At 29.6% G+C, this 23,556-nt stretch carries 35 protein-coding genes; 2 read left to right on the plus strand and 33 right to left on the minus strand.

Features of this window, described 5'->3' with window-relative positions; genetic code table 11:
• From Q3304_RS14810 to Q3304_RS14820, 3 genes are all read right to left on the minus strand, one after another.
• Positions 1-108, minus strand: a 108-nt coding sequence (locus tag Q3304_RS14810) for a type I toxin-antitoxin system toxin (RefSeq protein ID WP_407815450.1), incomplete at its 3' end; no start/stop codon positions are given.
• Positions 109-241: 133 nt separating this feature from the next.
• Positions 242-5,761: a phage tail tape measure protein gene (locus Q3304_RS14815; protein ID WP_407813579.1), complete on the minus strand. Its 5,520-nt coding sequence runs from the start codon at positions 5,759-5,761 to the stop codon at positions 242-244.
• Between the two features lie 78 nt (positions 5,762-5,839).
• Positions 5,840-6,370, minus strand: a complete 531-nt coding sequence (locus tag Q3304_RS14820) for a hypothetical protein (RefSeq protein WP_407813578.1) — start codon at positions 6,368-6,370, stop codon at positions 5,840-5,842.
• A 139-nt stretch (positions 6,371-6,509) separates the two neighbouring features.
• Here Q3304_RS14820 and Q3304_RS14825 point away from each other — a divergent pair, with 139 nt between their 5' ends.
• Positions 6,510-6,683: a hypothetical protein gene (locus tag Q3304_RS14825; RefSeq protein WP_407815447.1), complete on the plus strand. Its 174-nt coding sequence runs from the start codon at positions 6,510-6,512 to the stop codon at positions 6,681-6,683.
• A gap of 359 nt (positions 6,684-7,042) precedes the next feature.
• On the opposite strand, the gene Q3304_RS14830 is transcribed toward Q3304_RS14825, so the two are convergent.
• The 29 genes from Q3304_RS14830 to Q3304_RS14970 form a co-directional block, all read right to left on the minus strand.
• A complete protein-coding gene (locus tag Q3304_RS14830; RefSeq protein ID WP_107576397.1) occupies positions 7,043-7,252 on the minus strand; it encodes a hypothetical protein in 210 nt (69 codons plus the stop codon).
• Positions 7,233-7,709: a hypothetical protein gene (locus tag Q3304_RS14835; protein WP_054276806.1), complete on the minus strand. Its 477-nt coding sequence runs from the start codon at positions 7,707-7,709 to the stop codon at positions 7,233-7,235. The genes Q3304_RS14830 and Q3304_RS14835 overlap by 20 nt, the downstream gene beginning before the upstream one ends.
• 54 nt (positions 7,710-7,763) lie before the next feature.
• Positions 7,764-8,570 carry a hypothetical protein gene (locus Q3304_RS14840; RefSeq protein ID WP_021365403.1) on the minus strand — a complete coding sequence of 269 codons (807 nt, stop codon included), beginning with the start codon at positions 8,568-8,570 and terminating at the stop codon, positions 7,764-7,766.
• A 5-nt stretch (positions 8,571-8,575) separates the two neighbouring features.
• On the minus strand, positions 8,576-8,920 hold the full coding sequence (locus tag Q3304_RS14845) for a hypothetical protein (RefSeq protein WP_407813576.1): 345 nt from the start codon (positions 8,918-8,920) through the stop codon (positions 8,576-8,578).
• Positions 8,921-8,927: 7 nt separating this feature from the next.
• A complete protein-coding gene (locus Q3304_RS14850) occupies positions 8,928-9,362 on the minus strand; it encodes a hypothetical protein (protein ID WP_407813575.1) in 435 nt (144 codons plus the stop codon).
• Position 9,363: 1 nt separating this feature from the next.
• On the minus strand, positions 9,364-9,726 hold the full coding sequence (locus Q3304_RS14855) for a hypothetical protein (protein ID WP_021426495.1): 363 nt from the start codon (positions 9,724-9,726) through the stop codon (positions 9,364-9,366).
• On the minus strand, positions 9,723-9,977 hold the full coding sequence (locus Q3304_RS14860; RefSeq protein WP_021408084.1) for a hypothetical protein: 255 nt from the start codon (positions 9,975-9,977) through the stop codon (positions 9,723-9,725). Before Q3304_RS14860 ends, Q3304_RS14855 begins: the two co-directional genes overlap by 4 nt.
• Positions 9,978-10,001: 24 nt before the next feature.
• Positions 10,002-10,970 carry a major capsid protein gene (locus tag Q3304_RS14865; protein ID WP_021408108.1) on the minus strand — a complete coding sequence of 323 codons (969 nt, stop codon included), beginning with the start codon at positions 10,968-10,970 and terminating at the stop codon, positions 10,002-10,004.
• 17 nt (positions 10,971-10,987) lie between these two features.
• Entirely contained in the window at positions 10,988-11,623 is a 636-nt protein-coding gene (locus Q3304_RS14870; protein WP_054276809.1) for a phage scaffolding protein, read from the minus strand.
• 136 nt (positions 11,624-11,759) lie between these two features.
• Positions 11,760-11,927 carry a hypothetical protein gene (locus Q3304_RS14875; RefSeq protein WP_021408085.1) on the minus strand — a complete coding sequence of 56 codons (168 nt, stop codon included), beginning with the start codon at positions 11,925-11,927 and terminating at the stop codon, positions 11,760-11,762.
• Complete coding sequence (locus Q3304_RS14880) at positions 11,920-13,338, minus strand: ADP-ribosyltransferase (RefSeq protein WP_407813574.1); 1,419 nt, start codon at positions 13,336-13,338, stop codon at positions 11,920-11,922. Before Q3304_RS14880 ends, Q3304_RS14875 begins: the two co-directional genes overlap by 8 nt.
• On the minus strand, positions 13,338-14,795 hold the full coding sequence (locus Q3304_RS14885) for a phage portal protein (protein ID WP_407813573.1): 1,458 nt from the start codon (positions 14,793-14,795) through the stop codon (positions 13,338-13,340). Before Q3304_RS14885 ends, Q3304_RS14880 begins: the two co-directional genes overlap by 1 nt.
• A 10-nt stretch (positions 14,796-14,805) precedes the next feature.
• Entirely contained in the window at positions 14,806-16,068 is a 1,263-nt protein-coding gene (locus Q3304_RS14890; protein ID WP_407813572.1) for a PBSX family phage terminase large subunit, read from the minus strand.
• Positions 16,061-16,501: a terminase small subunit gene (locus Q3304_RS14895; RefSeq protein WP_407813571.1), complete on the minus strand. Its 441-nt coding sequence runs from the start codon at positions 16,499-16,501 to the stop codon at positions 16,061-16,063. Before Q3304_RS14895 ends, Q3304_RS14890 begins: the two co-directional genes overlap by 8 nt.
• Positions 16,502-16,928: 427 nt before the next feature.
• Positions 16,929-17,105, minus strand: coding sequence for a hypothetical protein (locus Q3304_RS14900; RefSeq protein ID WP_021365388.1), 177 nt, complete (start codon positions 17,103-17,105; stop codon positions 16,929-16,931).
• A 14-nt stretch (positions 17,106-17,119) separates the two neighbouring features.
• Entirely contained in the window at positions 17,120-17,251 is a 132-nt protein-coding gene (locus Q3304_RS14905) for a hypothetical protein (RefSeq protein WP_407813570.1), read from the minus strand.
• 262 nt (positions 17,252-17,513) lie between these two features.
• Positions 17,514-18,014 carry a hypothetical protein gene (locus tag Q3304_RS14910; protein WP_054276817.1) on the minus strand — a complete coding sequence of 167 codons (501 nt, stop codon included), beginning with the start codon at positions 18,012-18,014 and terminating at the stop codon, positions 17,514-17,516.
• 18 nt (positions 18,015-18,032) lie between these two features.
• Positions 18,033-18,449, minus strand: a complete 417-nt coding sequence (locus Q3304_RS14915) for a DUF1064 domain-containing protein (protein ID WP_021426506.1) — start codon at positions 18,447-18,449, stop codon at positions 18,033-18,035.
• Positions 18,450-18,479: 30 nt separating this feature from the next.
• Positions 18,480-18,674: a hypothetical protein gene (locus tag Q3304_RS14920; protein WP_021426507.1), complete on the minus strand. Its 195-nt coding sequence runs from the start codon at positions 18,672-18,674 to the stop codon at positions 18,480-18,482.
• Positions 18,675-18,953: 279 nt separating this feature from the next.
• Positions 18,954-19,088: a hypothetical protein gene (locus tag Q3304_RS14925; protein ID WP_255612772.1), complete on the minus strand. Its 135-nt coding sequence runs from the start codon at positions 19,086-19,088 to the stop codon at positions 18,954-18,956.
• The gene (locus Q3304_RS14930) at positions 19,088-19,450 is read right to left on the minus strand and encodes a hypothetical protein (RefSeq protein WP_169469002.1); all 363 of its coding nucleotides are present in this window, start codon (positions 19,448-19,450) and stop codon (positions 19,088-19,090) included. The genes Q3304_RS14925 and Q3304_RS14930 overlap by 1 nt, the downstream gene beginning before the upstream one ends.
• Positions 19,451-19,479: 29 nt before the next feature.
• Positions 19,480-19,899, minus strand: coding sequence for a single-stranded DNA-binding protein (locus Q3304_RS14935; protein WP_243193362.1), 420 nt, complete (start codon positions 19,897-19,899; stop codon positions 19,480-19,482).
• A gap of 19 nt (positions 19,900-19,918) precedes the next feature.
• Positions 19,919-20,824, minus strand: coding sequence for a DnaD domain protein (locus tag Q3304_RS14940; RefSeq protein ID WP_407815448.1), 906 nt, complete (start codon positions 20,822-20,824; stop codon positions 19,919-19,921).
• Positions 20,825-21,433 carry an ERF family protein gene (locus Q3304_RS14945; RefSeq protein WP_407815449.1) on the minus strand — a complete coding sequence of 203 codons (609 nt, stop codon included), beginning with the start codon at positions 21,431-21,433 and terminating at the stop codon, positions 20,825-20,827.
• Positions 21,434-21,449: 16 nt separating this feature from the next.
• Entirely contained in the window at positions 21,450-21,716 is a 267-nt protein-coding gene (locus Q3304_RS14950) for a hypothetical protein (RefSeq protein ID WP_407811687.1), read from the minus strand.
• Positions 21,717-21,802: 86 nt separating this feature from the next.
• Entirely contained in the window at positions 21,803-22,051 is a 249-nt protein-coding gene (locus tag Q3304_RS14955; RefSeq protein ID WP_407811686.1) for a hypothetical protein, read from the minus strand.
• Between the two features lie 162 nt (positions 22,052-22,213).
• Positions 22,214-22,357 (minus strand): hypothetical protein, encoded by a 144-nt coding sequence (locus Q3304_RS14960; RefSeq protein ID WP_021419503.1) that lies wholly within the window; start codon positions 22,355-22,357, stop codon positions 22,214-22,216.
• On the minus strand, positions 22,344-22,736 hold the full coding sequence (locus tag Q3304_RS14965) for a helix-turn-helix domain-containing protein (protein ID WP_054276825.1): 393 nt from the start codon (positions 22,734-22,736) through the stop codon (positions 22,344-22,346). The genes Q3304_RS14960 and Q3304_RS14965 overlap by 14 nt, the downstream gene beginning before the upstream one ends.
• Before the next feature lie 30 nt (positions 22,737-22,766).
• Entirely contained in the window at positions 22,767-22,964 is a 198-nt protein-coding gene (locus Q3304_RS14970; RefSeq protein WP_243193366.1) for a helix-turn-helix transcriptional regulator, read from the minus strand.
• Positions 22,965-23,040: 76 nt separating this feature from the next.
• Here Q3304_RS14970 and Q3304_RS14975 point away from each other — a divergent pair, with 76 nt between their 5' ends.
• Complete coding sequence (locus Q3304_RS14975) at positions 23,041-23,352, plus strand: hypothetical protein (protein ID WP_021372451.1); 312 nt, start codon at positions 23,041-23,043, stop codon at positions 23,350-23,352.
• On the opposite strand, the gene Q3304_RS14980 is transcribed toward Q3304_RS14975, so the two are convergent.
• Complete coding sequence (locus Q3304_RS14980) at positions 23,341-23,523, minus strand: hypothetical protein (RefSeq protein WP_243193367.1); 183 nt, start codon at positions 23,521-23,523, stop codon at positions 23,341-23,343. The genes Q3304_RS14975 and Q3304_RS14980 overlap by 12 nt on opposite strands.
• Positions 23,524-23,556: the final 33 nt, after the last annotated feature.

Here is a 23,556-nt window from a genome sequence, read left to right on the forward strand (position 1 = left end):
AGTGCCAGCTTTGAGTGGTTTTTTACATTTTCTAAATAACTTACTTATCAAGTAAACTATATAGCTAGCTAAAATACTAGCTAGTACACCTTGTAAAAAATTATCCATACATAATCACCTCCCTTCTTAATGTTGGGAGGATAACCTTTGTTTGTATGAATTCCACTCTTAGATTATAGGTTACATCTTCTTGCTAAAATCATTATACCATAATCTGGATATTCAAAATATATTTGTCACACTAAAACTTTAATTTTCGATTTGTAATAAATGCTATTTCAGAACCTATTTGCTCTACATCTTGTTTAGTATTATTTATAAATTTTTCTATATGTAAAGTCAACTCAACTCTCTTATCACTACTTTTTTCATTATCAACTTTATTATTATTATTTATATTAACAGTTGCATCCTTCAGTAAATTATTTGAGGCTATCCCTCTTGCCAGAGTATCTGAGTATGCTATACTTTGTAAGTTTTCTATTTCATTTCTAAACCTTGCTGCTTCTTTTCTTCCTCCTATAGGTATATTTACATCTTTAAATCCTATATTAGAAAGTTGTTTATTTATAGAATTAACTATGTCACTTAAAACCTTACCCAATGCTCCTTGCATAGATTTAATACCATCTATCATGCCCTGCATAGAATCTTTACCAGTTTCCATAAACATAGCTGGCACTACTCCAAATTTATCCTTAAAACTTTCAATTTGTTCCTCTATACTTTTTTGCATTTCTTGACCTAGTTTTCTATATTCTGCATCATAAGTTTTTTTCAATTCTTCAATTTCTTTTTCTATTCTATATTTTTCATCTTCTGTATCTTCTTTAGCTCTTCTTTCAGCTATTTTCTTCTTTTCTTGATATAATCTTTCGTATTCTTCTAGTTGATCTTTTGACATCTTGTTAATAGCTTCTATTTCATTATGGGCTTGTGGTCCTTTAGCTAATAGTTCCTCATACAAATCTTTACCTACTTTTGTAGATAAATCTGCCATATCAGTGTCCCATTTTCTAAGTACATCAACTTGCTCTTCTAAGTTTTCCATTAACTCATCATTGTCAATTTCTTCAAATGTTACAGAAGAAAATAAGTCTGTATAATCCATTAAAGATTTTACTCTTGAGTCATATATCTTTTGATATTCTTCATTTAGTTTCTTTTGGTCCTCAATATATTTCTTATCTAAGTTTGCTACTTTTTCAGCATAATCTTCTTTAATATCATTATATTTTTTATTGAAATCTCTTTCAGCTTTTATTTTTTCTTCTCTAAGTTTTTGTAGTTCTTCTTGATGCTTTTCAGTATCTTCTTTTTCTTTTTTATCATACTTTTTATTAATTTTTTCAAGTTTTTCTCTATATTCTTCTTGGTCTTTTACAGATTCCTTATTATACTTATCTTTTATTTTCTTTAAGGCTGCTAACTTTTCTTTTTTATTCTTATATTTCTTTGCTTCTGCTTCCTTTATATCTTCGTTTTCTTTTTCATTTCTTTCTTTTTGTTTCTTCTTATGTTCTTTATCTAACTCTGCTATTTCTTCAGCTTTTTCTTCTTGTAGCTTTTGAACTTCCTTATTAAACTTTTTAATTTCTTGTGCTTCTTTTATGTTTCCATTACCTATTATTGCTTGGACTGTTCTAAGTGTATTTGTTAATCCTTCTTCTATGTTTGATAATCCATCTAAATATGCTTTTGCTGAATTTTTTCCTGCATTACCAAATTGTGAAACTATTCCTGACGAACTGCCCATGCCTTTCGCCATGGTATTAGAAAGTTTGCTGATAGAATCTAGCATACTTCCTCTACTTGGTGCAAAACCTATGGCTGAGGTTTTCAACATCATTGGTGTTGGCAACATATCTTTTTGAATAAAACCATTACTATTTTGAGGAATCATAGAACCACTCCTAAAGATACTGCTCACCATATTTTTAACTTTACCAACAGCAGAAGAAATTCCACCAATAATACTATCTATAGTTGATTTTGCATCTGAAAATGGCTTAGTCATAAACCCTTTCATTTTATCAAATCCAGTTTTTATAGCTGATTTTATAAGTGTTATTTTATCATCTATTCCAGTTTTTATAGCATCCCAGGCTTTCTTAATAAGGTCTTTTATTGCATCCCAAATAGAAGTTTTTCCTTTAATAACGTCCCAGGCTTTTGATATAACACTACTTATTATGTTAAAAATAGAAGACTTTGATTTAAGCTCATTCCATTTACCAGTTATAAATGAAGTTATAGAACCCCAAATTGATTTTTTTCCACTTATAAAATCCCATGCAGTAGAAATTTTATTAGATATTGTATCGAATATAGGCACTTTGTCTCTCAATTCGTCCCATTTGTCTGATATATAATCTTTTATATTATCCCATATTTCTTCTGCTTTATCTTTAATGAAATTCCAAGATTCTTCAATTGAAGAAGTAATAAATCCCCAAACTGATGAAGTATCTATTCCTAGTTCTTCCATACTTGATAACCATTTGTCCTTTAAATCTTGCCACCATGAGTTGAAGTTATCACCTAAGTTCTGCCATCCAGTTTTCCAATCCTCACATATACTATTCCACCAATCAGATATACCTTGTTTGATATCTTCCCACCATGTAGATGCATCCTCTTTTAATTTTTGCCAACCATTATTACAATCCTCACATATACCATTCCACCAATCTAAAAAACCAGTTTTTATGTTTTCCCACCATGTACTTAAGTTATTAGATATGACTTCCATATCTTTATTCCAATCTTCGACAAATTTAGGTAAAAAAGTAGAAAGTTCCTCAACTAAATCGTTCCACCAAGTTGAAAATTTAGAATCTATATCCTTACACCATTGGTCTAAGTTTTTCTGAGCATTGTTAATATCTTCTTTTGTACCTTCTTGAAATAGTTTCCATTTACTTTTGACTGTTCCATCACCATTGTAGGCTTTTATGCCATCTCCAACCATTTTTTCTATTTCAGTTACAGTTTCTTTATGCTGACCTTCTAGTTCTTTTAAAGAATCTTCTCTTTGTTTCTTTGCCACTGCTACAAGTTCATCAGCACCCTTATTTGCTTCTTCTGTACCTGCTTCTCTTGCTATTGCTGCGTAAAATAGCTGTTCTTCATAAGCTTTTTCTATATCTTCCTTTCGAGCTTTATAGTTTTTATTTTCTTCTGCTCTTAGCTCTGCCCCCTGCTTAACTGTCATTTTTTTATCGTTAGCATGAACTCTTTCTTTTATTATAAGTGCATCAGATGCACTTTTGGATAATAGAGTAATAGCTATTTCATTGTTTTCTTGATGTAGTCTTGCAAGTTCTTTACCTTCCGCTTCTGTAGCTTCTCTTCTTTCTTTCCTTGCTTTTTCCCCTATTTCAATTATTCTGTCACAATTTTCTTCATATTGTTTCTTTCGTTCATCTAAAGACTTCAAAACTATTCCAGTTATCTCTATTTCTCTTTTAGCACTAAGCTCGCTTGATTGGTTCCACAATCCATTAAGAGTTTCCTGAGCACTTGATTTGAATTCTTCAAACTTTGGAAGCACCTTATCTTTTAATCCATCTAAATTTTTACTCATATCATCAACCATTTCTTTTGTAACAGTTCCTAACTGCATTTGCATGGCTGACTTAGTTATTTCTTCACTCATTTCAAGGTATGAACCCACTATTTTCTTAGTACTTTTATCAACATCTTTTCCAAAGTTATCTATCTCGACAGCTGGTTTGCTCATTTCTTTTACTAGGTTAGTTCCAATTACTACAGCTAATGCTCCGAGTGCTAGTGTCAAGGTTCCTACAGGTGTGCTCAAAAATGCTATAGCTTTAGCTAAGGTAGCCATACCAGCTGATGTAGGTATTGTTGCTCCTCTTACCACAGCTAATGTTCTTGATAGAAATGTAAATGTGCCACCCAAATTTTTGATTGCATCTATTCCTCTTGGTATTGTAATTGCCATAGTTCCAAGAATCACTAGCAAAGGTCCTATTGCTGCTATTACAGTTCCTATCGATACAATTATTCTAGCGAAACTAGGATTACTCTTTGCCATTTCGCTGACACTTTTCATAAAAGCAGTTGCCATCTCAGCTACTTTAGCAACCACAGGCATCATAACTTCACCCAAATCAGACATCATATTTTTCGCTGAATTCAATGCATCTTCAAGTTTAGTCTTTGTAGTATTGTCCAGTTGCTCAAACGCTTTATCACAAAGTCCAGTAGAATTTTTCATATCATTAAGCATTTGATTAAATGAATCAGCACTCTTTGTACCTTCAATTATTTCTCCTGTAGTTTCATTAACTGCATCACCTAGTAAAACATTAGCTGCCTTTGCACCTTCTGCCGAGCCAAATAGGTCTGATAGAGATAAGCTATTTTTCTTTGCATAATCATTTAATATTAATAATACATCTGCTGTTGATTTTCCTTCTTTTTGCAAATCAGCAAATCCTTTATCTGTTAATTTTTTAAGTATTTTATCTGCCTTACTCCCACTTTTCCCAAGTTCATTGAACATCGCATTCATGTAAGTTGTTGCTTCTGCGCCAGCAATTCCTTTTGCAGTTAATATAGCATATCCAGCTCCTAGTTGCTCAACTGATACATTCAAACTTTTTGCTGTTGGAATTATTTTACCCATAGAACTTGCTAGCTCATCCACCGTAATTTTGCCTTTATTTTGGGTCTGTATAAGAACATCACTTACATGAGCCATATCCTTTTGGGACATCCCATACGCATTTTGAATAGTTGTCAACACATCTGTAGCTTTTGCTAAATCTGTTAAACCTGCTGTTGCTAGTTTATCTGCTTGTGCTAAGAATTCAGTTACATCTGCTTGCTTTACACTCGCAGATATCGCATTATATGCAGAGTTAGCATATTCATCGTAAGCCATTCCAATTTCATTAGCACCTTCTTTTAATGTGCTTGCATAAGCATCCCATTCACTTTTACCACCTTGAACCTTTTCTGTATTTAGTTGTAATATAGAGTTAACAACTGACATTGCTTGTTCTGTGTTTGTAGCTGCTGTTACTGCTGCTGTTCCCATTGCAACTAGTCCAGTTGTAACTGTAGAAGTTAGTGTTTGCCCAATATCTTTCATTTTAGTTCCAATAGCATCAAATGGCATGCTTCTTAATGAATCACTAAGTCTATTAGCTTCTGCCTCTGCATTATTCATGGCTGTTCTCATATCAGTTAAAGAATCTTCTCCATTTTCGATTTCATTGCCTAACTGAGTTTGAGAATTTTTAAGTCTTTCAATAGCTTCTCTATATCTTTGTGACTGTTCTGAACTTTCTCCATACATACTATTGCAACGTTCTAATTGTTGCTCATATCTTTCTATTTTGTTTCCTATTTCAGTGTACTTTTGCTTCGACTTATCTATTTCACTTGTAAGCTTAGTTATACCCTGAGCATATACATCTATTGTGTTTCTAGCTGTTTTTAGTTCATTCTCAGTCTGTTTTATAGAGTTTTTTAGTGATGAAAATGGTCCACTTGAAGTTGATGCTATTTTATTTAATTCTGATGCTGCTAATGCTGATTGTCTACCTATTTGTGTCAAAGAATTTGCTGTATCAGAAATTTGTTTTCCCATTGCTGTCATAGCACTTCCTGTAGTTCTTGTGTGTGAATTAAATTGACTAAGTTGTTTAGCTGCATCTGCAAGAGCTTTAAAAAACTTCCCTCCATCTAGGTCTAAATAACCAACTGCTGTTCCTAATTCTAAGGACATATTTTTCCCTCCCTTCACTTAATTTTTTGTATAAAAAAAACACTTACTCATGTTAAAGTAAGTGCTTCATTTATACTATTACTTTGGATTACGTAAATTATCATATCTTTCAAGTGCTTCATTTAAAAGGTCCTTACTACTCTTTAAGTCTTCGCTATCACCTAATATCCCTTTGCAATATAAATTCGCTGAGAATGTTACTGTTTTTAATTCCTCAAAAGCCTTTGATTGGATATCAGTCAAATCATGACTTTCTTTATATTTTTGAGTTTCTTTATATAAATCTCCAAAACGCCATTCATATAAATCAGCAGCAGTTTTTAATCCTTTTTCAGGCATTTCACCATTACTTACACTTTTTTCTACATATGCTAATGAATCCCAGCTCTTTTTAAACTCATTCATCTGATAATCTAGAAGTTCATCTGGATTAAATTTATTTAGGTCAACCTTATCTTCTGTTGATACTTCTTCCTCTTCTTCCTTTGGTACTTCTTGACCTACTTCCTCCATTTTAGATGCTGGTGCACTAGTACATCCTGTCACAAACATCATTACAGAAAAACAGGCTATTATGCTCAAAACTAATACTTTTTTTGTTAATTTCATAATATAATCTCCCCTATTAAATTATTTATTCAAATATAATTCTATCTAAAATTAATAATTTAGTCTATTGATTTAGCAGATTTATCCAATTATTTAAAAATATTTTAAACATACTAAAAACACCTATATGTTTAAGTAGGTGTTTTGTGCGCTTATTCAATTTTTAGACCACATAGTTAATATAATACATGAGCAATTGCTTATAGCAGCGATAGCTAGAGAAGCCTTTACATACCACTTAGTTAATATGATACCTGAAAATTTTTCTGTAGCTGCTGTAGAATCCATACCTCTTTACATACCACTTAGTTAATATAATACAAATTAAATTTAGAACAACAAAATTATATTTCTGCAACTTTACATACCACTTAGTTAATATAATACTTTTTATTAAAGCTTCTTTTTCTTTGTCTGATAAAGCTTTACATACCACATAGTTAATATAATACCCCAAAATAAATTGAGCATTTTAAATCCTTACACATATAAAACCATATTAAAATTGCAGTGAGTAACCAGTAGTGTTTTTGATATATCACAAAATATGCTTATATCATAGTACTTTCAATGATTACATCCAATGTATATAAGAAATTGAACACTGTAAAATATCTATATTATCATTATATCATAAATTAACATTAATTCACTCTATTCATTTAGAATATTTTACCTATTAACTTTTTTCTTTTTCTCTAATGCTATTTGGACAAAAGTTTTTCTCTCATTTTTATCTATAGTTTTCTTTTCATCATTTTCAAATTTAAGCTTTTTATCATTTTTTATAGCATCTACTAAAAACATACAAGCTTCATCGAAACAAAAAGAGGTATATTCATCTTTAATTCTTAATATCTCACTAGGCATCTTGTTGTACATTATCACTTGATTTAGAATCCTCAATATCTGTGGACTCTTGATGAAAGTTTTCTAGTGACTTTGTACCTCCTTGAATACGATTAAATAATGTTAATCTTTGTTCAATAGAAAGTTCCAGTCCTATTTTTTTAATCTGAGCATATGTAGGGTTAACTAACACTTCTTTAGCCACTATATCCATCATTTCAAACATTTCTTTTGAGAAATTAGACTCATCATTCATCTTCTTTAGTACTTTTTCACCTGTACTATCTTTACTTTCCTTCTCTTCAACTAAACTCATTGATGCTGACATTAGGCTGTTTGGTATCTTACCAGCCATTGCAAGAGCCATTAAGTCAGGTTGCTTTACTTCTGCAACTAACATAGTTCCATCTAAAAATCTTCCAACCTCTATTACCTCAGTCAATTTTATTTTCTTTAATTCTTCTAAACTTGTTACTTTAAGTTCATTCATATTTGTGTCCCCTTTCTAAAAAAGCTCTAGTTAATTACTAGAGCTTTAATCTATTTATATACTTACACTAACTTCTTCAACTTTATATGTTTCTCCATTTGTTAATCCTATTATCTCTGTTCCTGTTAATGCTGCTTTATCAGACTCAGTATCTGTTAATGTTCCATCTGCTAAAGTATATTTTATATTACTATTAACTGTAACCTTATATATTTTACCTGCTGTTAATCCTGTTATCTTTTTATCTCCTGCTGTTGCTCCTGATACAGATGCACTATCTAAAAATACTTTTGTAGCTTCATAACCATTAGGCAACTCTTCTACTATTTCAACCTCATAAGGAGATTGCCCTGTATTAGGTCTACTATTTATAACATATTCATTTGAATAATATTCTCCATCTTTAAAGTTAAGTGGAACAGATTTTCCTTTACAATTTGGGAAAGTAGTCTTAGCAAATTGTCCAGTATCTCCTCCTGGTCCAACAACAGAACTATATATTATTGTTTTAAAAGATTTTTTAGAAAAAGTCTTTCCTACTTCAGGAGCTAAGTATCTCTTAAAGCTACCATCTTCCTCTTTTTCTATTGTTCCACCTTGCATTATTTGAAGTATTTCTGGACAAAACACATTGTCTTTTAATGTTAAATCATATCCTAAGCTTGTATCTTCTGCTGCTCTATTTGCTATTATTTTTTTCTTTATTTTTAATGTTAATTCTTCACCTTCAGAAATGATTTCCTCTGTCCCTATCTCATCAGATGTATCAAATGTATATGTAACTGGATTTTGTTCAACTGTTTCAATTTGAACTAATACAACATCTGTAAGTGGGTATTGATTTAATATTTGTACTGCCATATTTATTACCTCCTAATTTGTTTGTTTTCATAATAACTTAATCTTGTAAAATAAGCTTGTTTCTCATCATCTATAAGAATAGGTAAAGCTTCATAAGCTTGTTTTATTCCTACTATTTCATCCATTACATTTTCAATATTTGTCTTGTATTCACTTACTTTAGAATACTGTCCAATTGGATAAAATACATATATCTCAAATAAATCTTTTATTATATTTTTTTCTGTTGTTTGTAGTGAACCTTTTTCAAATATAACTAAAAAAGGCTCTATGCATAATCCTTGATGTTGCCCAATTGAATACACATTAAAACCTTTATTTTTTAAATATTTATATATTTTTTTAAACATGTTTCACCTACTTTAAAATCACATCAAGACCCCTTATAATACTTGGTCCACATTTCTCTATAGTTGGCATTATAATTGGATATGGTCTACTTCCTGGATGATTAACTTTTTTAACAGGATGTGATGCTCCATCCCAAAATAAGTAACTTCCTGGTCTTGCTTCTATAACATGTGGTCTTGTACCTTTTTCTAAGTATAATCCATAGTCAACTCCATGACTAAGTGCTATCCTTATAGTATCTCCTTGCCATTCCCAACTACCATGTAGCCTGTTTTTAGCCTCATGAGTATGGTCTTTCCATGGTCTATCATTTTTAGCATTACTTTCTAGTAACTGAGATGAAGTATCTGCATAAGCTCCTAGTGCAGCTTTGGTTTTCATTTCTCTACTTACTAAGGCATTAAGTAGTTTGTTAGCATCAAATTTAAATCCATTGCTCATACTATCTCACCTTTCCTAACTTTAAATCAAAATAAATATTCATTCTATTTTGATTTCCAAGGTCCTGTATAACAAACTTATTATTATCCAAATACATAAAATCACCTTGTTTTATTTTTATTGTATCTTCATCATAAACAACCATTAAATATTGCTCTTTATCTTTTATAACAACACCTTTATCCTTTGTTATTTGACTTATGGAGCTACTTCCTTCATGATATAAGCCTATTACATTACAAATTATATTCTCTTCATCTGAAGGCTCTCCAAACTCATTTACTCCAACTCTTTTTACTATACCTTCTGTTGGCATCTTATTTATAGCCTTAATTATCTTTGGCTTTACTTTCTGAGCTATCATAGACATCTACTTCCATTTGTCTTATATTTTTTTGCTAAATTTAACCAGTATAATTTATTTTCTGGCATGCTTAATCCTCCAGGTAAAGTGATACTATCATTTTCAGCCTTTAATATACATAACTCATACATAGTACTTTTAAAATCTTGATTGTTTTTATTATAGTAATAAGTAATTTCATCATCAGAAAAAAAAGGTGATTGTTCTTCTCTAAGTTCTATTTTTATATTTTTTAAAACTTCTAAATCCATACTATCACCTACTAAATCTACATTTTATAATTTATGCTTAAATTCAACTATTCTTATTTGTTTAGGTTCATAAACTCTTGTCCAGTTTTCACCTTTTGCTAACTCTAATCTTGAAGGTCCTTCTGTTTTAGCTACACTTGCATTAGTAAATTTTATACCTCTTGGATGTAGTATATATGTTTTTCTATTAATTAAATAATCTACTCCAGAACCTTTTTTCTTATCTCTATCTATCTCAGTAGCTACAAATCCTACTGGATTACCATTTCCTAAAGCTATTGCTCCACTACCAAATAGATAGGAAGTATAAACACCTTCTTTTGTTACAGGACAACCATCATCAACTATAACTAATTTATCTTGATAAACGTCAAAGTCTGGACCTGCATCTGGTCTAATAGTTTCTATTAAATTTTGCTTTTTAAGTGCTGATTTTGTAGCTGAATGCATTGCTATAGCCTTTAATTGTTCTTGTGCATCACCTAATAACTGTTGTGCATCTATAAAAGCTGCTGGTGACCATTTTGCTGCATTTCCTGTTGCGGCTGATATATCTAATTTATTTGTTGTCATATTTGCAGATAAGAATATACCATTTAAAACTGCTATAAGTTCTTTTTGCATATCTCTAGCCCAGAAGCTTCCAACTAAACTTGCTATTGCTGCCATTGGGTCTTTTCCTGCCATAGCTGCTGATAAATCAGTAGCTGCCCACATTTTCGCTCTTCTTAATATAGCTGCTGCATCTTGACTTGAAGTAATTTTATTTGGTGTTAAATCAGCATCTTCTATTATTTGTTCTGATTCTCCACTTAAATCTTCAAAGAAAGGCATATTTACAACTGGTGCAGCTTGAGAAGCTAAAGCATTCAAACTTGCATCATTTGTAATTATTCCACTTTGATATAGAGCTGATAACTCCATGCTCTTGTTTATTACATATGGGTTAAATAATTCTGGTACTATTACATCACTTAATTTTGTTACTGCCATTTAAATCACTCTCTTTCTTATAAATTTATTCCTGCTTGAGCTGCAAATTCTTTAGCTTTATCAGGGTTTTCTTTTAATAATTTTCCTTGTTCTGTTAAATTGAATGTTTCTTTTATAAAAGGATTATTGACTACATTTGATTTTCTCGGGAAATTACCTGGTGAACCAGTATTACTTGGAGTAGAACTTTCAAACCATTCTTTATATGTTTCTGATATGTTTTTAAATTGTTCATCTAAGCCTATAATTTCTCCAGTATCTTTTACTTCAATCTTATCAATATCAAATTCTTTGCATAAGAGCTTCTTATATTTTTCATTTACTCCAGATAATTTAGAATTTATGGCATAGTCTATAGTCATATTTTTTATTTTGGCTTTACTCGTGCTATCAAGTTCGTTATATTTATTTTCCCATTCTTTCACTTTTGCTTCTATATCTTCACTGTTTTTACTATTTTTCTTCAAATCTGATATAGTATCATTTGCACCTTTTATTTGCTCTTCTAAGGCTATTTTTTGTTCTTTCAACTTATTGTATCTTTCATCTATGTTTTCTTCCTTAGAAGTGTAAATTTTATCTTTTTTCATACCCTCAATTATGTTTTTTATGTCTGTATCTTGGTATCCTAATTTTTTTAATAATTCTTCCATTATTACCTCCTACACTACGCTTTTATACGAGTTTTGCTTCTCTAGTATAGTTTGCTATTTATTTCTTTTACGCCTACATATAGCTAAAAAAGGCAATAAAAAAACACCTACTAATTTTTAATTTAAGTAAGTGTCTTTAATCTTCTTTTAATACTCCAATTTCTTTTAATTTTTTTCTAAATTTTTTCCTAATTTCTGCTTGTTCCTCTTCAGTTCGTTCTACTTCTCTAATAGTTTCGCCCCATGGTACATCTTTCCACCTTGGATGACTAAAAGGTTCTTTATAGTTATCATCTTTACTCATCTCTCTCCTCCAATAATACAAAGTATTTTCCATTTATTTCTTCAATTTCCATTACTTCAAATTTAGAGTTTCTCTTGTACAAAATTTCTTTTTCTTTATCATTATACATGCTTATATTCTTCCCATTTTTAGAGTCAAATATATAAATTTCCACTTGTGCATTAGGATTATAAGTGTCTCCTTTTGTAGTTGATAAAAATTCTCTATATTCTTTAACTTTTCTAAGCTTGTGCTCCTCTAAAAATTTAATTAAGTCTTCCTGATTATAAAAATATAATGACCTTGTAACATCCCCTTCATAATTTGGTATTTTATCTAAAACTCTATCTAAGTTATTTATAAACCATTCATCTTCTTCTGTCAATTTAATATTTCTTCTTAACTTCTCATTAATTTTATAGGCATCTCCACCCATATATTTATATAAAGCTAACATTTCATCTTCAGTTGGCTCTTTACTCTTATTAACTTTTCCTTCTATTCCTGCAAACTCTAATCCATATTCATCAAACCATTCATCAAGTTTAGAGTTCTTTTCTCCATCTATCCAGCTTCTTAACTCTTTCCCTATGTCCTCCATACTCATTGGAATATCATATTCAAAAGTACACTTTCCTAGAGGATGTTCTAATGGTAATTCTTCTGGAATATATGTTTTCCCATTTCTATCTGCACAAACCTTACACATTCTAGGATGATGTGATGACATCCATTTAATCCCTTTAACAAATGGATTCTTCTTACAGCTTTCTTTAGCTGTCTTTTGATACGCATGAGTTATATATGTGGATGCCAGTCTATAGGCATTAAAATCTATCTTTTTATTACTTTTAGGGTATACCTTTGACCAATCATAATCTTTCTTTACCTTTGGATTAACATACTTTTCTAAATCTTTTGCTATATCATAACTACCTCTTTTTTCTGCTAATCCTCTACTTACAATGTAGTCTAAATCCTTCTTAGTTTTATCTATATTACTCCAAATTCTATCACTTAATTTAATTTTATCTTTGTACATGCTACCAGATATAACTTGTCTTAGTACATCTTCATGAACTTTACTAAACATATCAGTGAATTGTGGCTTTAAATTAACTGAATAGTTATCACATATGTTATTGAAAAAGCTTAATTGTTCATCTGTAGTAGTTTTTATTACTTTTGATATTTCACTTTCAATATCTTTTTTTAGCCTCTTTCCTAACCTATCATACTCTTTACTTAAATAAATTATACTTTCTCTTAAATATTGTTCAGTTAATGTGTTAGAGTTAACTTTATTTAATTTTTTTGCATATTCATTAGCTATATCTTTATATAATTGTCTTATCTTCTTAGTAGTTTTATTTGAAGATATATCTCTGACTCTTTCAGCATTCTTCATAGCCTTATTAAACTTATTTGTCATTAGTCATCAACTACTTCTTTTGGTTCTTTTTCAGCAGTTTCTTCCTCTGATTCTTCTTCCAGATTGAAGCTTTCTTCTAATATTTGTCTTTCTATTGACATTTGTTGTAATTCTTCATCTGCTATATCATCATTAGTATCAGTCCACTTCTTAATGAAAGTTTTCCTAGACATTGCTTGAGCATTTACTTGTTGAATATCAAGTAATTTCTCAGAATCCTCATCCTCTTGTAATGGATACTGATTTTCAACTAGCACTTCATAGGAATCTGCATCTAATTTAGGTATTTGAGCTATGTTATATACTTCTATCATCTCTATCATAGCTCGTATTAACCATTCAAGAGCTGGACCCCATGATTTCATTTTTTCTTCACATCTAGTTATTAGTTGCCAATACAAAGCCTTCATTGATTTGCCTGATGTCATCATACCTTTAAGGTCTTGATTATTTATAAGTGGTATATTCAATACCTCATGCATATCTGATTTAATTCTATTAAGTGAATTTTCTATTCTGTTATCATATCCAAAGTCAGTAGGAATTGTATTAATTTGTGCTTGTTTTTGGTCAGCAGTTTGAGATGTTTCTACATCCCAATAAGCACCTGGCTTTATTTTAAAATGTTTACTTGACTCTTCTTCAACATCAACACCATATATAATACGATTCATTCCTTTTTTAAGAGTATCTATATCCTCAGAAGCAAGCTTATTATAAGCCATCTGATTATCAAATATCTCTTCTATATCACTCTCACCTTTTAAATCACCAAGTAAACCATCATTAAGAATTACATAACAAGGTATTCCACTAAGTTTTAAATCTGTATCACTTACTATTTCTTCTATACATAATCCATAACCATTATATATACCTTCACTTAATATACATTTCCCATTAACCATTTCATATTTTTGTTTCCAAATTCTCTGTTTATCTTTTTCCACTTCTTGATTTGTTTGATGGAAAAATACGATTTTCTTAAGTTCATCAAATTGGTTATCAAAAGGCTCATATATAAACTCTAAACTGGGTACAAACATTATCTTTAAACTCTTGCTTTCTTTATCTGCATGTAGTTTTATAGCTATCCTTTTACCAATAAAACAATCTCTAGCTGCCTTAATTAATTTATCTGAAAATAAATTTCTCTTTAGAATTTTGTTAATACATTTGTTTATTTCTTCTGCTTTTTCTTTATCTAAGTCATTTTCTGGGCTAATTGTAAATATTGGTGTCTTTCCAAATAAAAACCTTGCTTCTTCTTTAATTAGCTTCTTAATGTAATTTGTTCTTTTTCTTGTTTGCTTATAATCTTGTTCCTCTTCTATCCAATGTTGTCCTGTACCTTCATACTTATCATACAGCCTTATAATTTCACCCATTTCTCGTATTACTTCTTGACCATATAAGCCTGTAAGTTCCATCTGAATTATATCTATCAAATCTAACATGTTACACCCCCTATCTACTGTTATATTGTCTTTCTCTTCCATGTGTTTTCATATCTAACTCTAGTGCATATCTTGTTGCATCAATTGAATGATTGTCTTTATCTTCTAACTTAGCTCTTACATTTCCATCTTTATCTGTTTGATAATCTATATTTTCAAATTCTCTAGCGACATTTGGAGTTCTATTTGGGTCTATTACTATTGCTTGCAAATCATCTAACCAGTTCTCTCCAAATTCTATTGAACCAGATCCTTTTTTAGCTTTTAATGCTCTTATTCCATACTCTCTAAGTTCTGCAATACTTCTTGGTTCTGCACTATCACAAACAACATTAAAATCGTCATACCCTTTTGATTTAATCTTAGAAGCTAGTTCTCTTATAGACATTTTCACTCCAAATATTTCATCTATAAAATATATAATTCTTTTCTTTTTATCATAATGAAGCCTTACAAATGCCATAGGGTCTGTTGCATATCCAAAGTCATTACCTTGCCTTATGTTATCAAAGTGAAGTATTTCTTCATTTGTTATTGTTTTAAACTCTAAATTAGAAAAAGGGACTACTCCAGAACCAATAGGCTCTCCTAAGTACTCCCATCTATATTTAAACTCATTTCTTATTTTAATTTCATTAGCTTCTTCAATAAAAGCTTTTGATATATGAGGATTATCTAAATAAATACTGTGATGAACATACGTATTTTTAGGTAATGTATGTGTTTCAAATTTCTTATTAACCCATGATTGCTTTCTTTTTGGAGGATTGTATGATAAAAATATTTTATAATTCAATTTATCTGGTAATTCTCCACGTAACACTGAATTAATTACCATAGATAGCTCATCTTCTGTTTTTATTTCTGCTACCTCTTCAAACCATGCAAAAGCAATTGGATATTTAGCTGACTTTATAGATTTTATCTTTTGTGGGTCATCAAGACCTCTAAATATAAATTTATTTCCTCTTGGAATAAAAATAATTTCCATTGGAGATTTTTTAAACTGAAATAAATGTGTTAAACCAAATATCTCTATAGTTTCTTTTAATTGCTCATAAACACTATCCATGATTGTATTACCAACCTTTCTAAAGCAAACAGTATTTACAGGATATTTAACCATAGCTAAAGTTAGCCAAAAGGCTATATGAGTTGACTTTGCTGAAGCTCTTCCACCTTTTAATACATGATATAAATATTTATTGCTATTACTTACTTTCCAAAATTCATAGAAATTTTTATTTATTATTTCAGATAATTTTTTATTCATCTTCTACATTACCTATATCATCAATTATGGTTACTCCAACATTTCCATCTAGGTCAACTTTTTCAGTCCATAAAGCATATCTTTTCCCTAATAATTCAGCTGCTTTATTTCTGTCTTTTATACTTACATCTTTTTTTATTATTTCAGGACCATTTTCAGATACTACTATAACTTCTTCTTTCTCTTGATTTCTTAATATTTTTGTTAAATACTCCATAACTTCTTTTGCATCTGCTATCCTCTTTGATTCAATTTGCTTTAATCTTTCATCAATGTAATTTTTAACCTTATCATTACTCAGCAGTCTACTTCCATTACTTTCTGATGTTCTTTGATTGTTATTTTTGTATGCTTTTTTGTATGCTTCTGTTGCATTACCAGTTTCAATATAATAATCACAGAACCTTTTTTGTTTTTCAGTCAAATTTGCCATACCACCACCTCTTTATTTGCTTTATAAATAAAAAAATAAGACTTTAAAATTAATCTAAAGTCTTATTTTTAGGGGATACATATTATATTTAAGGGAGCAAGTTTTAGGAATCGAACCTAAGATTACACACCAGTTCTTGCAAATTGAGTGAGGTTACCAAGCCCCACCCTTTTAGACATTTGAATTAAATTCGGACTTAATCCAAAATATCTACATATAGTGTATTAATAAGTTTGAACATAGTAAGAATTGAACTTACAGCATCCTCATGCCCTGCCTAGTCTGTTCATATAAGCTAGGTGAATCCCTTAACCTAGCCCACATATGTATTTAGTTTTGAGAGAGAAATATTCATTTCCACAATACTATTATCTCATATTTTAAATTGTAAAATCGGCAGAAAAACGGCAAAAGAAAGACCTAGAATTTAATCTAGGTCTTTCTTTTTAATCCTAATTTCATTATTTTCAAAATAAACTTCAACTTCTCTTTCCTCTTGTGTTATATTCATTTCTTTAATCCATGTGGCTGGTAAACTTATTTTAGGGCTTAGTGAACCAGAGCCACTTTTTGATAAAAGTACTTTCAATATTCTTTTCTCCATTTCTTTCTCTCCCTCTAGGAAAATAAATATTTTATAGCAAATATTAATAATGCTATTGCACCAATTAATTTAACTATGCCAAAACTTAATTTCCCTAATTCTGTAATTAATTCATTATATTTTCCCATTGTATTTTGAGTGGTCATGTATTATTATTTAATTAGAAGGGAAGGTGCTGACTTCCCTTCTAAAGTCTTATAGGCTATCTAATACCATTTTTATAACGGCTATTAGTGTACCTATTTCAAGAACAAGTTCGGTAAGGGCTTTGATAACTTTGCCGAACTCTTTTATTTTTTTGACCACTTCTTTCACCTCCTTTCTATATTTATAGTATATCATGTCGTACCGATATAATCAATACATTTTTCCTTTTTTTAGTAAAAAAAATAGACAGTTGTTAACTGCCTATAAATCTAACATTTTAAATAATGGTTCTTGCTCTATTAGTGCTTTTTTACCAAATAAAGCTATCGATATTGAACTAATAGCTTGATTAGCTCTTTCCCTTAATTGTCTTTCTTCTAAGTATACTTTATCAACTATTAAACTCCATTCTAAGCCTTCAATATACCTATACCTTATAATTTGTTTATGTATAGGTTTTAAATTGCTTATGGATACATCTATTGTATATTTTAGTGCTTCCATTTCATATAGTTCTATCTGTTTTTCTATTATCTTTTCTTCAAGGATAATTAACTCATTTTCAACTTGATTACTTATTGAATTAGTCTTACTTATAGGAATGCTGTCATAGCTTAAACCTTGCATAAAATCACCTAAATGGCACTCTTTAAGATTTTTTATTTGAAGTTTTAGACTTTCAATATTAATATGTAATTGTTTGTAGTTCTCAAGGTGCTTTTTAGTTGCCATAAAAAACTCCTTTTTAACTTTACTTGCCATAACATCACCCCTATTTACTTAAGCTACCTTTTTCTTATTTTCTTTTCTCTTTTTCTTAAGTTCACTATATTCTATCCAACCATCTACTCCATATTTTTTACTCTTAGCAATCCATATCAATTTTTTATCTTGATATTTGTAATCAAAAAGCTTTTTTCTAAGTTCACCTTGCTGTGTGCTGTATCCTTTCACATCTATATAAACAACTTCACCATCCCATTTGTATATGGCAAAATCAACTGTATATGTAATAGCCCTATAGTTCTTTCCATCCTTCTTAAATTTAGGCTGTAATTCAAACTTTTGTTGAAGTCCAAAATCTTTTATTTCTCCATTTTCTTTCTTTTCTTTTAAATATAGATAATATTCTGATTCATCTTTGCTATCAAATTTAATTCCATCTATTATAATTTTCTTATTATTGTATTTACTCAATTAAATAATTCCTTTATCTCTTAAAAATTACTAATACTTATTAATATCATTTATAAAGTTATAAACCTCATGTACACTATATCCAAACCTTTTAAATCCTTTTACATATATTCTTATTGAGCTTGGTATACTTCTACCTACCCTACAATTTTCATATCCTTGCCATAAATTCTCTTTTTCCTCTTGCTTTACCATTTGAGAAACTGCTTTTTGAAACTTATTCATTGCTATTCCTCCATAGTTTTATTGATTTAAAATTAATTTTGATGCCCTCTATTGCTTTTATTAGCCTTTTTCTCGCATTTTTTACAACAGTAAATTCTTTTAGACTCTTTTGGAATGTAAAATAACTTACCACACCAATTGCAAATTATCCTTTTATTCATAAAACCACTTCTTTCTTATTTTTCATGATACTTATTCTCACAGTTTTCGCACTCTTTTAGATTTAATCTATACTCATAAACTCTACCAACTATAAAGCTGCTTATTATGAGTACAATACTAGTTAAAATACTCATTTCTTAACATCTCCTCATATTCATCTCTAGCTTTGTCTATTGCAGTAAATATATCCTCTCCAGTGTCATATAATTCTTTTGCTCTTTTAATTGTGTATTCTGTCCTTGAAACTTCCATTATTCCTCCTCAATATATTCAGCCTTCCAGCCACTTCTAGTTTTGCTTTTCTTTTTAATAGCTTGATAAACTGCTTGATATTTTAATCTTAAAAAACAGGCTGCACCATCTATAGACTCAAATTCCTTTACTTCTCCTGTATTAACATTTCTAATTCTTACTGGTAACTCTTTTTTTATTTTTCTATCCTTCTTCACTCCAAACTCAGCTAACATTTTTTCTGGCTTAGGATATACTCTTTTTCCATTTTTTGTAATACCTAACAAGCAACAATATAATGCTAAGTAGTTTCTACATGTAAGGTCATCTTCAATAAGGTTGTCCACTACTGAGCCACTAAAATACCTTTCTACTTTAAACATTTATTTCACCTCATATTTAATTTTTCAGATTAAAATGGTAACTCATCATCATCTATAATTTCAAATCCTTGAGGGTCTAGTCCTATTGTTCCATCTTGTACACTCTCTTTATATGAATTACTTGATTTACTCTTACTTTCTAATGACTGTACTGATTTTGTACTTACTTTTGTAAATGTTCTCTTTTCTCCTGATTGAGTTTGATAATTATCAACTCTTATATTTCCTTCTAATGCTACTAGCTTCCCTTTTGTTATGTAATTTGCACAGTATTCAGCTGATTTACCTATTACCTCTATTGGTATAAAGTCAGTATCCCTTTTCCCATCTTTTTTTATATAATTTCTGTCTACAGCTATTGTAAATGATGCTACTGCTGTGCCTGTTCCTGGTATGTATTTTAGCTCTGGGTCTCTAGTTAATCTCCCAACTAATACAACTTGATTCATTTTAATACCTCCACTATTATTATTTAAATTTAGCCTTTTGGCTTTTCTTTATAATTTCATCTAGTTCTTTGTTACTATATTGAGTAAATGTTTGTTCAAAATTAGCAAACTTATTTTTATTTGTTTGATTACTGGATTTTCTTGATTTTTTATTTTCATGTTGTAATTTATATAATTCTAATTGCTCATATGTAGTTATGTTTGCATCTTTCCACTTTTTAAGAATGCCTTTTAAATATGATAAATTCATACTCATTCTTTCAGCACATATCTCTATAGCTCTTTTAAATACTTTTACATCTACTTCATTAGATACTTCTAATAACCATTCTGCTGTAACTGGATATACTACTCCTATGTTTTCTTCATATAGCTTCTTAAATTCTTTTAAAGAGTTATCCACAGCTTGCTCTATATACATACTACTTTTAAGACTGTTATTTATAATACTGTTACTTATAGTGTCCGACTTTTCCATGTCCGGTTGAACCATGTCCGGTAAATTCGGACATGGTTCCATGTCTGCTTTTTTCGGACATGGTTTTTTTTTATTTTCTTTCTTGCATCTAATGGATATATGATTTTCTATATAACTTCTATCAAACACTACTTCATATATGTTATTTTGCATTCTTCCTTCTCTAGTTTTATTTTTATATACTTTTATATAGCCACTCATCTTTAATTCATTTAGATATTTACTAAAAGTATCTTTATTTATACCAAGTTCATGAGTCATAATATCTCTTGATGGATAGCATGTTCCACTTGCCCCTGCAAAACTACTTAGATAAAAATATAAAGCTCTTGCTCCTGTTGTTAGCCATGAGTCTCTAGCTACTAATTGTGGTGAAAGACCATATCCATCACTTAGTATATTTCCTTTTTCTATAGTTATTTTGTCTCTGTCCTTCAAGAAGCTCACCTACTTAATTAACCCTTTTTCTCTTTGTAATTTTTCATATCCAACACATATCTGGTCATATTCTTGCTTACTTAAGTCCTTAACTTCTTTATTAAACTTATAATATACTTCACTTTTTACTCTATCTGCATCTTTTCCTATAGTATTTGCTATTGAAAAGAGCCTTTTTATTTGATTTTGATTTATTTTTATTTGACTATTTTCATTTCCTTTACTAGAAAAGTTCCCTAAATCATTTCTCTTATAATCCTCTTTTCCACTTGTTGCATCAAAAGTATCATTCTCTGTAATGTTTAATAATTGTATGTATAAATATCTTGTTTGATAAGTTTCAATTCCTCCCAATGCTTGTAACTCATTAGAACCTTTTAGTTGTAACTCTCTCATTGGAGAAGTAAATATTATCTCTTCTGCTGGATTTTCTCCATTAATCAATGTTAGTGTTGCATAGTCATTTGTAAAGGTCACTATAGGGCATAATTTGGCTTTTTCTAATAATTCTGTAGCTTGAGGGAGAAAGTCTGCCAGCTCAAAATACTTAAAATTAGCAAACTTATTTTGACCACTCTTTTTTATATCTAATTTATTAAACTTAATTCTTACATCCATTAATTTAATATAAATATTATTTACTTCCAATAATCTCACTCTCCATTTCTCTAATATTTCTTTCTAAAACAGACATAAATCCATCTATGTAATCACCACAACCCCCTTGTAATTTGTATTCTTCCAAATGCTCTTCAAATTGTTTCAAAGTCCACCCTTTTTTATGTTTATCTATGCAAGATTCTAATGCTGATATTTGTCCAAACTTTACATCCCAATCTACTTCATCCACTGTCATAAACTTTAATAAAAATAATCTTTCTTCTAAATTTTTTATTTGCATAATATCTCCATTTTGATATATACTTAAAGTAACTTTATGTTTACTTTAAGTAGTTTTTGAATTGAACCTCTGCAAAGGCTCTTTTCTTATATTTGAACATCTATTGGTCTATCTCTTTCAAGTTCTTCTTGATACATCATAGCTTCTCTAAAGTCAATAGAAGCTTCTAATTTAATATCAAATTCTAGTCCTTCTAAGATATTTTGACTGGCAAACTTTACAGCTTCCCACCAATCCAAACTACCAGTTTCAAATTCTCCTAATTCCTTTAATTTATTTATTTCCTTTTCTGCTTGTCTAATTTGACCTATTGCAATTAATCTGGCTGTTTCCATTTAAACCCCTCCCAATTTATTACTACCTATATAAACTACATTCTAAATTTCTATATTACACATTAAACCTTTTAGAATGTTACATTACCTATTCTAAATCCATTCTTTTTGTGCTATAATTTGTTTGTGTTATATTTTATTTTTTATTTTTTTGTGTGTTGGTTATTTGACCAGCACTTTTTTATTTAATATTCCAACTGATATTTTCTTACCAGTTTTAATATCTTTAAATACTATATCTGCTATAACTTTTCCATCTTTTTTAAGAGTTACTATATTATTCTTATTAGTATTAAGGCTTAACAATTTCATCCCCCCTCTCTACTGCTTTTAAAAGTTCATCCAAATTTTTACCTTGATTTCTTTCAATAAAATCATCAACTTCATATCTTGAAATTTTTCTACCATCACCTCTAGCCAGTGATTTTATCAAACCTGTGCTCACTAACCTACGCATAAAAACTGTATCTAATTTTAAAATTCCCCTTGCTTCTTCTACTGTTATCAAGTAATTTGGATAGCCTCTTTTTATTAAAACAACTATATCCTTAGGCTCTAGTACTTTTACCTTTTGTTCAACTGTTTGGCTCTTAACTCTATTTGTTTCTTGTTTATTTATCTCTACTTCTATTAAACTTTTTAAACTATCACTAAATTGTTTTGCTATACTTTCAGAAATATCCATGTGAAAATTCTCTCCCCTCTTTTCAATTATTTATCTTCCAACCAGTTCGTCTAATGTAATATCTAAATAGTCAGCTAATTTTATTAGAGTATATATAGTTGGATTAGAACTTTTATTTCTCAGTAATTTATATAGACCACTTATATCTATATTCAATTCTTTTGCCAATTTATAAGGTTTTATATCTCTTTTTCTTAGGATTTGACTTATATTGTCGCCTATCAACATTGGATTCACCTCAGTTCTACATGGTATAATATAAATATGGAATATATTCCAAATATCATGGAAAGGATACAAAATAATGAGTAAAAATGGATTTAAAGATTTAGAAAAATCTCTAAAAAACTTAGAAAAAAATATTAAAGAATCAACTGGACAAGTTCCTATTGATAAAATATGTAACTCTAAATTCATGACCAAATATACAAACTTTACTTCTTTTGATGAATTATTGAAATTTGGAAATTACAATGTTAATTCTTCAAAAGATTTTGAAGCTATTCCAAAAGATGAGTTTGATATTTACATTTCCAAAAACACTAAGTTTTCTACATGGGATAAAATGCTTAGTACTGCTACAGAAGAATATTTAAAATCTAATCTAAAGTTTTAAATATGATTTAAACTCAGATGGTATTGTACTAATCTCTTTGTTTAATTCATCTACTAAGAATTTAATTTTATTTATTTTAATAATTAAACTATCTTCATTTTTAGGTACAACCATCACAGTTAAATTTGATAGCTCCTTAGGTACTACCTTTGGAGTTTTTTTATTTTTCATTTCTACCTAATCACCTCTTTTTGAATATTCTGT

Origin of the sequence: Clostridioides sp. GD02377, from assembly GCF_045899875.1 — a bacterium.
In the GTDB taxonomy this organism is placed as follows: Bacteria; Bacillota; Clostridia; order Peptostreptococcales; family Peptostreptococcaceae; genus Clostridioides; species Clostridioides difficile_A.